General features: G+C 34.2%; 12 protein-coding genes. 4 read left to right on the top strand and 8 right to left on the bottom strand.

The features are described from left to right. Window positions 1-111: 111 nt before the first annotated feature. Together IDG45_RS12215 and IDG45_RS12220 are read right to left on the bottom strand one after the other, a co-directional pair. Entirely contained in the window at window positions 112-7,170 is a 7,059-nt protein-coding gene (locus IDG45_RS12215; protein WP_206171638.1) for a lectin-like domain-containing protein, read from the bottom strand. Between the two features lie 546 nt (window positions 7,171-7,716). Next, window positions 7,717-8,409 carry a flavin reductase family protein gene (locus IDG45_RS12220; RefSeq protein ID WP_001109874.1) on the bottom strand — a complete coding sequence of 231 codons (693 nt, stop codon included), beginning with the start codon at window positions 8,407-8,409 and terminating at the stop codon, window positions 7,717-7,719. Between the two features lie 313 nt (window positions 8,410-8,722). Between IDG45_RS12220 and IDG45_RS12225 the strand changes: the two genes are divergently transcribed. The 4 genes from IDG45_RS12225 (at window position 8,723) to IDG45_RS12240 (ending at window position 11,479) form a co-directional block, all read left to right on the top strand. Then, window positions 8,723-9,676 carry a hypothetical protein gene (locus tag IDG45_RS12225; RefSeq protein WP_001226798.1) on the top strand — a complete coding sequence of 318 codons (954 nt, stop codon included), beginning with the start codon at window positions 8,723-8,725 and terminating at the stop codon, window positions 9,674-9,676. A gap of 61 nt (window positions 9,677-9,737) precedes the next feature. After that, window positions 9,738-10,682 (top strand): DUF1672 family protein, encoded by a 945-nt coding sequence (locus tag IDG45_RS12230; protein ID WP_001228567.1) that lies wholly within the window; start codon window positions 9,738-9,740, stop codon window positions 10,680-10,682. Then, entirely contained in the window at window positions 10,669-10,971 is a 303-nt protein-coding gene (locus IDG45_RS12235) for a hypothetical protein (RefSeq protein ID WP_000856195.1), read from the top strand. The genes IDG45_RS12230 and IDG45_RS12235 overlap by 14 nt, the downstream gene beginning before the upstream one ends. A 148-nt stretch (window positions 10,972-11,119) precedes the next feature. Then, a complete protein-coding gene (locus IDG45_RS12240) occupies window positions 11,120-11,479 on the top strand; it encodes a hypothetical protein (RefSeq protein WP_000603478.1) in 360 nt (119 codons plus the stop codon). An 84-nt stretch (window positions 11,480-11,563) separates the two neighbouring features. On the opposite strand, the gene IDG45_RS12245 is transcribed toward IDG45_RS12240, so the two are convergent. The 6 genes from IDG45_RS12245 to IDG45_RS12270 all read right to left on the bottom strand — a co-directional run bounded on the left by IDG45_RS12245 (window position 11,564) and on the right by IDG45_RS12270 (window position 15,603). Continuing rightward, on the bottom strand, window positions 11,564-12,175 hold the full coding sequence (locus IDG45_RS12245; RefSeq protein ID WP_000556736.1) for a flavin reductase family protein: 612 nt from the start codon (window positions 12,173-12,175) through the stop codon (window positions 11,564-11,566). 78 nt (window positions 12,176-12,253) lie between these two features. Further along, on the bottom strand, window positions 12,254-12,730 hold the full coding sequence (locus IDG45_RS12250) for a peptide-methionine (S)-S-oxide reductase (protein WP_000301933.1): 477 nt from the start codon (window positions 12,728-12,730) through the stop codon (window positions 12,254-12,256). A 2-nt stretch (window positions 12,731-12,732) separates the two neighbouring features. Beyond that, the gene (locus IDG45_RS12255; protein WP_000244266.1) at window positions 12,733-13,233 is read right to left on the bottom strand and encodes a GNAT family N-acetyltransferase; all 501 of its coding nucleotides are present in this window, start codon (window positions 13,231-13,233) and stop codon (window positions 12,733-12,735) included. A gap of 234 nt (window positions 13,234-13,467) precedes the next feature. Beyond that, window positions 13,468-14,235, bottom strand: a complete 768-nt coding sequence (locus IDG45_RS12260) for a tyrosine-protein phosphatase (protein ID WP_000565312.1) — start codon at window positions 14,233-14,235, stop codon at window positions 13,468-13,470. Beyond that, entirely contained in the window at window positions 14,232-14,924 is a 693-nt protein-coding gene (locus IDG45_RS12265) for a polysaccharide biosynthesis tyrosine autokinase (RefSeq protein ID WP_000185854.1), read from the bottom strand. Before IDG45_RS12265 ends, IDG45_RS12260 begins: the two co-directional genes overlap by 4 nt. A gap of 16 nt (window positions 14,925-14,940) precedes the next feature. Further along, window positions 14,941-15,603, bottom strand: coding sequence for a YveK family protein (locus IDG45_RS12270; protein ID WP_000659677.1), 663 nt, complete (start codon window positions 15,601-15,603; stop codon window positions 14,941-14,943). Window positions 15,604-16,254 lie beyond the last annotated feature (651 nt).

The raw sequence follows: 16,254 nt of genomic DNA on the forward strand, positions 1-16,254 counted from the left end.
TCAAAAACATTAAAAAGACTAAGGATATTTCACTAATTATTAAAATCTGATATAGATTTTTTAGTGAACAACGCCCCAGTCTTTTTAATTTTAGCCAGCTATAAATTCAATTTATGCTTGAGAATCATCTTGATCATTTTCATCTTTCTTTTTCTTTCTCTTCATTAAACCTAAACCAACTAATAATGTCATAACGCCACCTAGTAATCCATTTTGTTTTATTGAGTCACCTGTATCTGGCAATCTTTCTTCACTTTGCGCAGGTTCAGCATCATGTTTTGATGATACAGATGTCGCACTTAATGTTGACTGAGATTCATTTGTATTTGGTGCTATGGACTTACTTGTTGAAATAGATGTGCTCGTGAAATGAGTCTGACTCGTACTCATCGAATTTGAGGGATGTATTGAGTTAGATTCTGATGTACTCATTGACATTGAGTTAGACATACTTGATGATGTTGAGTCGCTCATTGAAACTGAGTCGGACATACTTGCTGACATTGACTCTGATGCACTTATTGAAACTGAGTCTGAATCGCTCATTGAAGTCGAGTTAGACATGCTTGTTGATGTTGAGTCGCTCATTGAAACTGACGCACTTTCCGAATTAGACGTACTTAATGACGTTGATGCGCTTGTTGACACTGATTCTGAGTCACTCATTGATGTTGAGTCAGACATACTTGTTGATGTTGAATTGCTCATTGAAACTGAGTCTGAATTGCTCATTGAATTAGAATCACTCAAACTCATTAACCCAGAAGTACTTAGAGAAGTGAAGTGTCTTATCGAATTAGACATACTTCCAGAATTAGATGTACTTATCGAGTCTGAGTCGCTCACTGAAGTCGAGTTGTGCGTTGAACCAGACATACTTAATGATTCAGATGTACTTATCGAAGTTGAACCACTTGTTGATCCGGAAATACTTTGTGACATTGAAATACTCGCTGAATTAGATTCACTCATTGATGTTGAGTCAGATACACTCGTTGAACCAGATGTACTTAAGGAACTAGACGTACTCGATGAGTCAGATACGCTCGTTGAACCTGAATTAGACGTACTTAATGATTCTGATGTGCTTGTTGAAGTTGAACCACTTGTTGAGCCAGATGTGCTTAATGATAATGATGTACTTGTCGAGTCCGATGTGCTTGTCGATGTCGAGTCTGAATCTGATGTACTCAATGATTCTGAGTCACTGATAGAAGTTGAATCACTTGTTGAGCCAGATGTGCTTAATGATAATGATGTACTTGTCGAGTCCGATGTGCTTGTCGATGTCGAGTCTGAGCCAGATGTACTCAATGATTCTGAGTCACTGATAGAAGTTGAATCACTTGTAGATTCTGATTCTACAGCACTTTGTGAACCACTGATACTTATTGAAGTCGAATCACTTATACTGTCTGATGTTGATAATGACGTCGACACCGACGTGCTTTGTGATGTCGATGTACTTGCACTTGCTGACATTGATAATGATATCGATGTGCTTAACGAACCTGATGCGCTTGTGCTTGTTGACTGGCTTTGTGCCATAGAATCACTTAGCGACTCTGATGTACTCGCTGAGCTCGAGTCACTTACACTTATTGAACCTGATATTGAGTCACTTAAACTTGTCGATGTTGAAACTGATACGCTTCCGCTCATTGAATCAGATGTTGAAAGTGATGTACTCGTTGAATTTGATCCACTGATGCTAGACGAATCGCTTGTAGACATTGAGTCACTTTCTGATGCACTGATGCTCATAGAGTCAAATTGACTATTACTTGTTGAGCTTGACTGCGAATCGCTCACACTTGTTGACGTTGATTCTGATCCACTCATACTTTGCGAGCTACTCAATGATTTTGAATCACTTAATGAATCAGAAGTGCTAAGACTTGTGGAACCACTTAAAGATATTGATCCACTTAATGAGTCGGAGTCACTTGTACTAGTAGAATCACTCATTGATATTGAATCACTTAGCGAGCTAGACTCGCTTACACTTTCTGAACCACTTAAAGATGTCGAAGTGCTCAATGAACCTGATGTACTTGTTGAAGTCGAACCACTTGTTGATTTTGAATCACTTAATGAATCAGATTCACTCACGCTTTCTGAACTTCTTTGTGACGTCGATACACTTAATGATGACGAATCGCTTGTGCTTACTGAATCACTCATCGATTGTGAGCCACTCAATGAAATAGACTCGCTTACACTTTCTGATTTTCTTAATGACGTTGAGACGCTCAATGAGCCAGAATCACTTACGCTTGTTGAACCACTCATCGATTTTGAGTCACTTTCAGAATTAGATTCACTTACACTTTCTGAATCATTTACAGATTCTGACATACTTTGTGAATCAGATATGCTTGCGCTCATTACTTCACTAGCCGATGTTGATGTGCTTGTCGAATCACTTAACGATATAGACGCACTCATCGAACCAGATGTACTCGTACTTGTTGAGTCTGATGTTGAATCACTCACACTATCAGATAATGACGTTGAATCACTCACACTTGTTGATGTACTTGTTGAAAGCGACATACTTTGTGAATCAAGCGTACTTGTACGCATCGAAGTACTAGTTGAAGCTGATGTACTACGAGAGTCACTTGTTGATGTTGATGTACTTGCCGATCCAGATGCACTTGTACTTCTTGATGTGCTTTGTGAATCGCTTAATGATGTTGATGTTGAATCGGATTCACTTGTACTTTCTGATGTTGAGCCAGATTCTGATGTACTTTCTGATACTGACTCACTTGCAATAGTAGACATTCGGTTTGATGTTGATGTGCTTTGTGAATCGGATTCACTGCTTTGCATTGACGCTGACGTTGAATCACTTAATGATGTTGACGACGAATCGGATTCACTTGCGCTTGCTGAGTTACTGAGCGATGTTGACGTACTTGCTGATCCTGAGTTGCTTGTACTTGTTGAGTCACTGAGCGATGTGGATGTACTTTCTGATTTTGACTCACTTGTGCTTGTTGATATGCTTTGTGAATCGGATTCGCTTTCTGAACCACTTAATGATGCAGATGTGCTTGTTGAACCTGATTGGCTTGTACTTTTAGATATACTTGTTGAATCGCTTAGTGACGTTGATGTCGATGTGGATTCACTTTGGCTTGTTGACTGACTTGTATATGATGATGTGCTTTGTGAATCGGATTCGCTCGTGCTTGTACTTGTTGAGGTTGAGGCACTTTGGCTTGCTGAGTTTGAGTCTACACCACTTTGATTCATTGAGGCACTCAGTGACAATGATGTACTCGTTGAGTCAGACAAACTTTCTGATGTTAACACACTTGTACTTCCTGATGTTGATTGGGACATGCTCAGGCTCATTGATGTTGAATCGGATTTACTTTCACTTGATGATGTTGAGCCGGATTCACTCTCACTCGTTGAACCGCTTAATGATGTCGATGCACTTAATGACTCTGATTTTCTTGTACTGATTGAATCACTTGTCGACATTGATGCACTTAGTGAATTGGACTTGCTACCACTTGTGGAATCACTTAATGATGTTGACAGACTTGTAGAGTCAGACAAACTTGTACTCGTTGATGTGCTCAATGATGTTGAGACACTCTCGCTCTTAACCGTTGATGTTGATTCAGACGTACTTACACTTAATGATTCACTTAAAAAGGCAGATGCACTTTGTGATTCTGAATCGCTAATACTATTTGATTCACTTAATGATATAGACGTGCTCTCTGAAGCAGATATTGCTTCACTTATAGAGTCGCTCGTTGACGTTGATTCACTTATTGAATCAGACTCTGATGTACTTAAACTTGTGGAATCACTCATAGATGTTGATGTGCGTTCTGAATTACTTGTACTTAACGATGTCGAAGTACTTACCGAACCAGATGTACTTTGTGATTCCGACATACGTACTGAACTACTTGTTGATGTTGATGTGCTTGTTGAGCCAGACTGACTTGTACTCAATGATAATGACTTACTGTCAGAATCCGATGTACTTATCGAATCACTTAATGATTCTGATGTACTACCTGACTGAGACGTGCTCATTGAACTACTTACAGACATTGATTTACTGTCTGATGCAGCTAATGATCCACTTGTACTCATAGAATCGCTTATCATTTCAGACGTGCTCATTGAGTCTGATGTGCTTGTTGAGACACTTTGTGACCCCGCTACACTTAATGATCCAGATACTGAATCACTTGTGCTCGTTGAATCGCTTAATGATTCTGATGTACTCATCGATTTAGAATCACTTGTACTTAATGATATTGATGTACTTTGTGATTCCGATTTGCTTGTTGATGCACTCACTGAATTCGAAATGCTATTAGAAATACTTATAGATTCTGATGTACTACCTGACTCACTTAATGATTCTGATGTACTAATTGAATTTGATGTACTATCACTTACCGATTGTGATGTACTAGCCGAATCGGATGTACTTGTTGATAAGCTTTGTGACTTAGACAAGCTTCCTGATGTACTCATACTTACTGAATCACTTAACGATGTTGATGTACGCAATGAATCAGATGTACTTGTTGAGACACTCTCTGATTTTTCAGTACTGCTAGAGTTCGAAATAGAATCGCTTAATGATGTTGATTTACTAACTGAACCTGACATGCTTGATGATACACTTTGTGAATTCACTAAACTTGTGCTTGTTGAGCTTGATACACTATTACTTTCAGATGTGCTTAATGACTTAGATGCACTCACAGAATCAGATAGGCTTACACTTGTTGATTTCGAGGTACTAGCTGATGTTGAAGTCATTATTGAACCAGATCTGCTCGTAGAAGCACTTTGTGAGTCAGCTTTACTTGTTGACACACTTTGTGATTGTTGGGTACTTCCCGATGTTGATACGGAATCACTCATACTATTTCTTGTTACTTCATATTTAAAAGTGGTTGTCGTTTTGTTACCGCTCGCATCTGTAGAAACGATTGTAATAGTACTTGTACCAATGTTTATTGGTGTACCACTAATAGTATTATTTGTGCTATCGAATGTTAATCCAGACGGCAATCCTGTGACTGTATTTGTTACTGCATTACCACTATTGTCCTGCGTAGCAATTTTAATCGGTGATATTGGAGAAAAAACTTCTGATGATTTATCTCCTATTGGCGTCACTGTTGGTGCTGTCGTATCCACAACATTTATTGTAAAAGTTGTCGTCGATTTGTTATTTGCTTGGTCAGTAGATACTACTGTCACTGTTGATTGACCAATTTTTGTTGGTGTCCCAATGATTGAATTCGTTGCACTATCATAACTTAATCCGCTTGGTAATCCTGTAACTGTATTTGTCACAGTCCCTGTACCATTATCCGTTGTAGTCAACACAATAGGATTCATTGTTTTACCCACTTCAATGGTTTGATTGCCTACAGTTACAGTTGGTGCTTTTACATCAGTAAAATAATATGTCACTGATTGTCCAGCATTCGTCATTTTTACAGTTTTATTTGTATCATTATAAGTTGATGCATATGAACTATCGACAGATGTGTAGTTATATCCTTTAGCAGTCAATGCAGATTGTTGATTATCGATTGTCACGACTTGATCAACATTTCCTGAATATGTTTTTGGGGGAATAATATCTTTACCTGTTGTTACATCAACGTATCTCACTTGTGTAACAGCAGATTCTGTATATTCGAATGTTCCAAATTGTACTTGTTGTAAATTTGTCGCACCACCTGTTGAGGCTGTCATTGATAATGAAAAGTTGGTCGTACCACTTTTCGCAATCCAATCTGAAATATTACGTGTCCATGTTTGACCTGCATATTTAACGGTCATAACTTTTGTATCACCATTATAATTAATATCAAAATCTTGGAACGTGTTGTTTGTAGGTTGAACATTTAACTTCGCAGCATTATCAGCTGTTGAACTTGATGTATACGTTGTCGCAACACCATAACTATCTGTTGTTACAAAGGCACCAAACGCACCTCCACCAGCTACATTAGATGGGTCAGCTTTCGCCTTTGCTGATGAATTTGGCGTAGATGTATTGTGATACGTATCCAATTTGAAACCAAATGCGTTACTTAAGCCACCAATACCTACTGCGGCACCGTTTAACCCTGTTTTACCTAATACACCTGGTGAAAAGGCAAAACCGATACCATCTCCACCATTTCCATGCCCTTCATATTTGTTACCTAAATTTACTTTTCCAGAAAAATGAAAACTCTTATTAGAGTCAATACGTGTTCCTAATGTAATGGCACCTTTTTGACTGTAAGTATCTTGCGTTAACGTCACAATACCGGTACTTTGATCATAAGTGGCATTACCTGAAGTTGTCATATATTGTTTTAAGTTATCTTTATTAACTGTAATTGTATTAGCAGTTAATGCGGTTGTCGTCGCTGCTGACGCAAATGTTGACATAGCTAAGCGACTGAAAGTTCGAAGTTTTACTGGTGCGGTGCTAGTTGACGTTGTGCTAGTTTTGTTTAAGTTGGCTGAAGATGGCGTTGTGCTTTGTGAAGTGTTATTTGATGCAGTACTTTGATTTGTTGATGTATTAATTGGTTGTTCTGTACTTGAAGTTGAAGCTACAGATTTAGTATCAGAACTTGATGTAGTATTCTTTGAGGATGTTGATTCTGATGTAGATGTCAATTTTTCTTGTTGATTGCTTGTACTATTAGTTGTCGAAGTGACATTCTCAGACTTTTCACTTGAGACTGTGTCACTATTTGATGTTTGTACCGAACTACTATTTTTCGTTACGCTTGTGGAATCGGCTGTTGATGTTGATGCATCGATTGTCGTTGAGTTTTGATTACCTACTGTTTCACTTTGTGTATTTAATTCAGATGTTAATGGTGCATCAGAAGCCGCAAAAGCTTGCTGGTCATGCAACATGTTTACCGTGAATGCACCACCAATAACTGCCGTCGTTTTCAGTCCGTATCCAGTCATTTTTTTACTAATGCTTTGATTATCTTGACTCACTATACTATGACTAATAAATGGTAGTCCCATTATTTTGAACATTTCTATTTCTTTAATTCCGGATTTCACCCAATTTTTTCCAGATTTATAAAGTCTTACTCTTGTTTTTTCGTTTGCTAAGCTGTCATGAAATTCTTTCTGTCTTTTACTCATGTAATAACTCCTTGTATTATCTTTACATTCATTAGATTATAATATATGCCACTATTCAATTTAATACAACTCTTTTTTCAAATAAAAAATACTTAATTTGTCAAAATCCAATTTTTCTCAAAAGTATATTCTTTGATGAAATCGCTTTCTTAATTGTGTGGGATTTAGTATAATTTTTTAACTATATTCTGAATAACATGCCTTATTATGTTTATATAATTTTGAAATCAGTGCTTATCATCTTGGACATCTTTTATTTATTTGGTAAAAACTTCTTTTTATTAAAATGTATTTATCATCCACCTTTTATTCATTAATAGTCAATTTACAACTAAAAGATAAATATTATATTTATAATACATCTTTAATATTAAAGTAATATCAATATATTTTCAATAAACCTAGTGTTATATATCTGAATTTCTAAAAAATTCTTCTTTAAAATTATAAATATAGCGACATATCGCTTCCCGGTTTTGAAATATAAAAATACATCGAAACTAATTTCAACGTGTAGTTCCGATGTATTGAAAATGATTGAATTCATTATTTTTTGTTATCTGATTGATTATCAAAATTTCTTCCTTCTAAACCTGCAAGCTCTTCTTTAGAAGCTGATGGTGCTTTCATTTCAAATATTTCATTCACAACCGTGTAATCATAATATCCTAACCTAGCAATAGGTTTAATCGACTTAATGTCTAATTTACCATTATCAAGAATGACCTTATCGTCAATATGAACCTGAGCAACTCTTCCTATAACAATATCAACTGTTGATACAGGATCTCCTGTCGGAATACGAATCGTTTGAACGTACTCACATTCAAAATGTACTGGCGATTCTTTGACTCGATAACCTGGTGCTTCTATACATGCTTCTTTCGTCACACCTGCATATTCAAATTCATCCTCTTCAGGTGGTAGTGCCTTCGACGATAAATTAACAGCTTCTCTTAAATCATACGTGGCCATGTTCCATACAAACCACCCTGTCTCTTCTGCATTTTTTACTGTATCTTTACGCTCATGATCACCAAGAACAGATTGATTTGCTGCGAACATAACCATAGGCGGATCCCAAGTTAAGTTTTGATACTGACTATAAGGTGCTAAATTATCTTTCCCATCTTTCGATACAGTAGAGATCCACCCTATTGGACGTGGTACTGTACTACTTTTAAATGGATCGTGTGGTAAGCCATGACTCCTTACACCTTGCTTCGGCGAATAATTCATTCTATCCTCACCCCTTATTAGTAATTACATTTAAGGTTACGCTCTCATGACATAAGCGTCTAATATAAATAATCAATTTATTTATAAGTAGAAACTATATATGACATGGTTGCTTATAATTTGCGTTCTTGATTCGAAAATTTCAGATAAGGATTTATGTAATTAATATTTAATGATGTTTTTTGTTAATTTAATTAATATTAGTTAATATAATCAAGATTAGCTTATAATAATATTGAATAACATTATTTTAGTTTTTGTATAATTTGCCTATCAACTGAAAAACACCTAATACAAAGGAGCTAATGAAGATATGAGAAAAATTATGCGAATCTTATTATGCACATCAATCATAGTAAGCGGTTGCTCTTTCATACCAAAGAACCAAACAAAAGATATTTCAAAGACGGTTAGCGTCAAAGATTATGATGGTCAATATATTGGTGAACATAAAAAAAGAAATGAAGTATTTCTGAAAAAACATAAAGATGAAGCAATCAAAAAATACAAAGACTACGTGAAAGACACCTTTGGTTATGATTGTAAAATTAATTTAGTTGAGGCCTATACTAATAAATCTGGGTTTAGTGAGAAAAGCAAAACAGATGGTTTAGTAGTCGTCGGTACTGTTAATTATGACGTTCCCTTTCAATTTAGACTGATATTTGTTGAATCTAGAAATGGCGTAGCTATCACAACATTTACACCTGGTCATATAAATGAAACATCAGCGGCCGTTTCAGCCATGATGTACAAACGTTATGAACATGAAATTGAAGAAGCTCGATTAAAATTCAAATCAGAAGTTGAGAAAAACGGTTATTACACCATGAATGAAAAACTTCAAAAGAAACAAGAATTCAATGGTGTTACTAAACAATTTTTGAATTTCAACACAGACAGTATCGATGATTTGGATAAGTTCAAAAAAGAATTCAAACCTGTTATGCACTTAAAAGGAGATGCATTCAATCAACAGTTACAAAATTTAATTAATAAATATCCTGAAATTAAGAAAAGCATGAAATCTGACTTTATTGCATATTATGATAAGAAAAGCACAAAAAATGTTAATAAATATTCATGGGATTTACAAATACCAACCAATGACACAATGAAAAAAATACCTGGATCGAAAATGATGTATTTTTATAAAGACAGTGTTTCTCCATCTGAAATTGGAGAAGATGGTAGGTTAGAAAATAAAACTAATAAAATAACTATGTCTGGTGGAAATTGGGAAGAGATTCAAAAAGAAATAAAGTAGCGTAATGTCAAAAAAATTTATATATACCCAAAATACTACTTATCATGAGGAGTCATTAAAAATGAGAAAACTGATAGGCTTCATATTATGCACATCAATCATAGTAAGCGGTTGCTCTTTCATACCAAAGAACCAAACAAAAGATATTCCAAAGACGGTTAGCGTCAAAGATTATGATGGTCAATATATTGGTGAACATAAAAAAAGAAATGAAGTATTTCTGAAAAAACATAAAGATGAAGCAATCAAAAAATATAAAAACTATGTGAAAGATACTTTTGGTTATGATTGTAAAATTAATTTAGTTAAGCCATATACTAATGCTTCTGGGTTTAGTGAGAAAAGCAAAACAGATGGTTTAGTAGTCGTCGGTACTGTCAATTATGACGTTCCTTTTCAATTACGATTACTCTTTGTTGAATCTGATAATAGTGTAACCATCACTACATTTACTCCAGGTCATGAAAATAAAACATCAGCGGCAATTTCAGCCATGATGTATAAACGGTATGAACATGAAATCGAACAAGCTCGATTAAAGTTTAAATCCGAAGTTGAAAAAAATGGTTACTTTGCCATGAATGAAAAACTTCAAATAAAACAAGAATATAACGGAGTTGTAAGGCAATATTTAAATTTTAAAACTCCTGGAATTGAAGGTATGGATAAATTCAAAAAAGAATTCAAACCGCTTATGAATACATCAAATAGTGATTTTAATCAGAAATTTGACGCGTTGTTAATGAAGCACCCTGAAATTAAAGATCAAGCTAAAACTAATTTTATTGCATATTATAGTAAAAACAAAACTCGTGATATCGTTGGTGACTATGTAGTAACCCTACAAAAACCTACTAACAAAGTAATGAAAAATTACCCAGGCATTAAATTTATGAAATTTTATAAGGATAGTGTTTCCCCATCACAACTTGATAAGAATGGTAGATTAAAACCTGAAGTTGAAGAAGTTTCTACAATTGGAGGGGAGTATAATGAAAACAAATAAACCTATAACTGATTTAGATGCTATTGAATTAAGCAGTGCTTGGAATTACAATTCGAAATTGGTAACTGGCAAAAATGCCCTACTATCAGATAGCCTTTTAAGAGATATTAAAGTATTAAGTTCTAATGCTAAAGGTGACGCCGACATGTTAGAAACTGAACTTCATGCTGTTATAAACGCAATGTCTCAAAACGAAGGTAAATCTGTTGATGCACTTAAAAATAGTACCGCTTCTCTAAAAAACAATCTAACCAAATTAAAAGAGCAACTCGATAAAACCACACATTAAATTCATATATTTTGGGTGAATAGAATTATATTTCCATAGCAAACATTCCTGAACTACATATGTTACATAAGAGATTCATTTTTGAAGAAACGGGTAAAATGATAAAACAACCGTTTTTCAAAAAATCAAATATTGGGAGGAATTAAATATGATTTTGCGTTACGCAACGAATTTAAAACTTGCGAAAGAGCTATACCAAGCCAGTAAACCTAAATTGCAAGAAGATAAGGGTATGATTGAACTGTTTGAACATACTTTTGGCTTGCAAAAAGAACTTGTAAAATACGTAGGCATTGCAGAAGCAACTACTGCTGCTTTATACTCAGCTAGCTTTATCAATAAAAACATTTCTCGCCTTGCTTCCCTATCAACAATAGGTATTTTAAGTGTAGCTGCTTACAAACATTTCGAAGCTGGTCATGGAAAAAAAGGTGCGCAACATGCATTAGATTTATTAGGACTTGCTACTTTAAGTTTACTAGATACATTTTCTTGTAATAAAAAATAGTCTTCATTTTAGAAGCACATACTTTAGCACCTGTGTACTTTTGATTCAATTCATAAACGGTACACCGCTATAGCATGTGTTTTATTATTTTTCTGGTCTCTTTATTGTAAATATTCCCCCTAATTTAGCATAATCATTTCCGGCTAAACGAGAAACAGCCTGTAATGCGTGTGGATTGATTTTAAAATTACCCTCATAAATACTGTCATCAATATGATAAGTTACAATTTCGCCTATTATTAAGTCAGCCCCATCTAATACATCTCCAATCAATATCATTTGCGATAGTTTACATTCGAATCTCATTTTCGCGTCTTTAATTCCTGGCGTCTTAATCGTTGTAGAAGTTAAAAGTGATAATTCTGTACGGCTCAACTCACTGTCACCATATGCTAACGGCGCTGCAGTCTCATTAATATCTTGAACATTATCTTCGTCTGTAATATGCACAACAAAGTCTCCAGTCCGCTCTATATTCAAGGCAGTATCTTTTCTCTTACCTCCTGCACGTTGAACTGCAATAGCAATCATTGGCGGATGATTATTAACTATATTAAAAAAACTAAATGGTGCTGCATTTACTGATGCATCTTGATTTAATGTTGTAACAAAAGCTATAGGTCGTGGAATAATTGAACCAATTAATAATTTATAGTTTTCTCTAGCAGTTAATGATTGTGCATCAAACGTATGCATAATACCTACCTCTTTTCTTAGTATATCTAGGTATTTCTCCGATTTCGGTTAATTTAAACATCTATTCTCCTCTGAAAATCACTTGTATTTATTTAGCAAATCTTTTGAAATATGACACATATGCATATCTTCTGGATATTTTTCCAAATGTTGCTGATGTTCTTCAGCACTTTTAATGTAGTTAGACAGCGGTAAGACTTCCACTGCAATTTGATCTCTGTCTTTACGTCGTTCAATGAAATGACGCGCTTCAATTAAGTGGTCATCTACACAACTATATAAACCCGTTCGATACTTTTCTCCAATATCATTTCCTTGTCGATTCACACTGTATGGATCAATGATTTCAAATAAATAATTCATGATGTCTGTAATTGTTAACATACGATCATCGAAATGAAGTTTGACACATTCAGCATAACCATCATAAGGACTATCTAATTTAGAGCTTCTTCCATTTGCTCTTCCTGCTTCTGTATGTATAATTCCTGGTATTGTTGTGAAAAATGCTTCAACACCCCATAGACACCCTCCTGCTACATAAACAACTGCCATATTTACACCTCATCATCCTTTTTTATATTTTTAACAAGGTTATACCATTTAATACCGCCATGACATGATTCTGATACACCTTCATTACGATACCCATATTTTTCATAAAATGAAATTAATGATTCTCGACATGTTAACGTTACACCATGTCGATGTTGATTCTTAGCAAGATTTTCAAAATAGTTTAGTAAGCGACCTGCAATACCTTGACCTTGATAATTTGGTGCTACAACAAGACCTAACACACTAATATAACCACCTTCACTATTATTTGTGGGGACATTTTTAAATAAATCATCGCTAATGTAACGCTCTTTTATGACAGGACCGTTGATATATCCAATCACTTCATCATTCTTTTCAGCTACAATAAAAGTTTCTTGAATTTGTTCAATTCTCAATTTCAATGCCTCTGGTGTTGCAGCTTCTTCCGGTGAAAAACCAATATTTTCAAGTGCAATAATTTGATCTAAGTCCTGCATGATTACTTTTCTTAATACCATAAAAACACTTCCTTAGCCCTATATATCAAAAGTAATACCTTCATCTATATATTCATTATTTTCAAACTACCTTCACTATAAAAAACGAGTCTTTTTTTTAAAAGCCATTCGCCTTAATCAATTAGACAAGTTGTATTATACGAATTTGCAAATAATAATGATTATAATTCATTTTAAGCATACTCAAAAAGACTGGTACATGTATACCAGTCTAATTCGAAAAAATATATTTAGTTAAAACCATTTCAAAAACGACTTCACTTTTCCTGGCTTAGTCGGTCTGTCTAAATAAACAAAATTATCATTGATTACTGAACTGGCATTTCGAAGTAATGCTTCAATGTCATTCGAATATTTTTTCAATTTATGATTGTGAAATAATTCTTGCATCAAAAATGGTCTTTGGTCACATGAATGTGCATCTGAAGCTACAAAATGAGCCAAATTACATTCTATAAATTGTAATGATAACTTTTGAATGTTTTTTCCAAATCCACCAACTAAAGAACTCGATGTTAATTGACTCAATGCCCCATTTGCAACAAGTTCATATAATATTTCTGGATTTTTGGCGATACTTCTATTTCTTTCAGGATGTGCAATGATTGGTATGTAGCCTCTCGATTGTATTTCAAAAAACAATTGTTTTGTATAATGTGGTACTTCGCCCGTTGGAAATTCAATTAGCAAATATTTCGAACGATTAATACCTTGAATACTACCATTATCTAAGCCTTGCAGAATCGAATCTGTAATTCTAATTTCTTGCCCGGGAAATAATTTAATATCCAATGCTTGAACTTCTGGATGCGTTCTTAACTCCGCCAATTTCACAAGCACTTGTTGAAATGTATTATCATATCTCGGATGCAAATGATGAGGTGTCGCTACAATACTTGTTACACCTTCATCCTTAGCTTGCTTTAATAGTGCAATACTCTTTTCAATTGTTTTAGGACCATCATCTATATCAACTAATATATGGTTATGAATATCAATCATGATTCATCAGTCCCATAATATGCATAGTAACTAGCACTTTTATCTTTAGGCATTCTATTTAAGACTACACCTAATAATTTAGCACCTGTTGCTTCGATAAGTTCTTTTCCTTTTTTAACTTCATCTTTATTATTATTTTCCGAATTAACTACGTAGACAACATTGCCGGTAAACTTTGAAAATAATTGCGCATCTGTAACTGTATTCACTGGTGGCGTATCGATAATAACAAAGTTATAATTCATCAATAACGTGTCATATAAATTTGCAAATGCCCTTGATGTAATTAACTCTGACGGATTCGGTGGGATTGGCCCAGACGTCAAGACGTCTAAATCTTGAATTTCAGTTGAGATAATACTGTCTTGATAAGTTGACCAATTTAGCAATAAACTTGAAAGTCCTTCATTGTTTGGCAAATTAAAAATATAGTGTTGCGTAGGCTTAAGCATATCCCCGTCTACGATTAATGTTTTATAACCTGCTTGTGCATATGCAACTGCTAAATTTGCTGCAATTGTAGACTTACCTGCGCCTGGTGCCTCTGAAGTGATTACAATGCTTTGAACTGCACTGTCAGGATTTGCAAACATAATATTTGATCTTATGCCTCGAAATTTCTCGCTAATAGGTGACTTTGGTTGTTCATGGACAATTAAACTTGATGTACTTCTTCGTGTATTCGTCATGGTAATTCCTCGTAAATTAAAATTTTTGTATTGAACCTAAAATAGGTAATCCTAGTTGCGATTCAACATCTTCTTCCGTCTTAATACGCTTATCTAATAGTTCTTTTAAGAAAATAATCAATATTGCTAAAACAATACCAACAATGATACTGATCACTAAGTTGACAGATACTATTGGAGATACTTTTACAGCATTATCATGTGCTGAGGAAAGTATTGTAACATTATCAACACTCATAATTTTAGGCATGTCATGTGCAAAAACTTTAGATATTCTATTAACAATTTTGTCAGATTCAGATTTATTCCCAGTTGTAACTGATACAGTAATAATTTGAGAGTTTGTTTGATTGGTTACTTTTAAAAACGAATTCAACTCAGCTGTTGAATACTGACCATCAAACTCTCTAGATACTTTATCTAGAATTCTTGGACTTTTGATAATTTCCGTATATGTATTAACGGACTGCAAACTACTTTGAACATTTTGGAAAGCTAAATCACTTGAGGACTTTTTCATGTTTACTAATATTTGAGTAGAAGCAGTATATTTGTCAGGCATAACAAAAAAGGTTAATGCCGCACTTACTACAAGACATATTGCCGGTAAAATAAGCAATAATTTAATATTCTTCTTTAGAATATTTAATAGTTTTACTAAATCAAACTTTTCTTTCATGGTTTCCTCCACATAATCAATCATTGTATTCATTATGTATGTTTTATAAATCGGACAATTATATCTAGTTTAACGACCACAAAAATACACAACTACATTTTCTCTAATTTTTTATATAAATATTTTATCGTTTAAAATTATATCATGATTCTTGACCGTTATGTATAATTTATTTATATTTTCGTTTGAGATATAATATTGCCCAACTTCAAATATCCAAACCTATCAGTAATAAACCTAGATACCATCGTACTCTATCATAGCTTTCTTATAATCGAGCAGAAGCATCATCATTACTTGATTATTTGCTCTTTACAACACCGAGCGTACCCGTACTCGGTAGTTCAATACCTTGCGTAATCCGTCACTGTGAGTTGGGTTAATGATAATAAAGCCCACATCTTTTAAAAAGATGTGGGTAATTTATATAATTTTTATTTACATTTTAAACTTATATAAAAAAGCGCCTATGTCATGATTTACCATCACATAGGCGCTTATCAATAAATTATTAATTATTACTTTCCATTTCATCTAATTTATGCGGATTTCCTGTAATTAGATGACAACTTATTCTTTTCAGGGGAACATTACATTTTTATAATATGTTCAAAGACAAACTTAACCATTCACAAATATAAAGAATAATAT

This window comes from Staphylococcus sp. EG-SA-10 (assembly GCF_017151945.1).
Taxonomy (GTDB): domain Bacteria; phylum Bacillota; class Bacilli; order Staphylococcales; family Staphylococcaceae; genus Staphylococcus; species Staphylococcus aureus.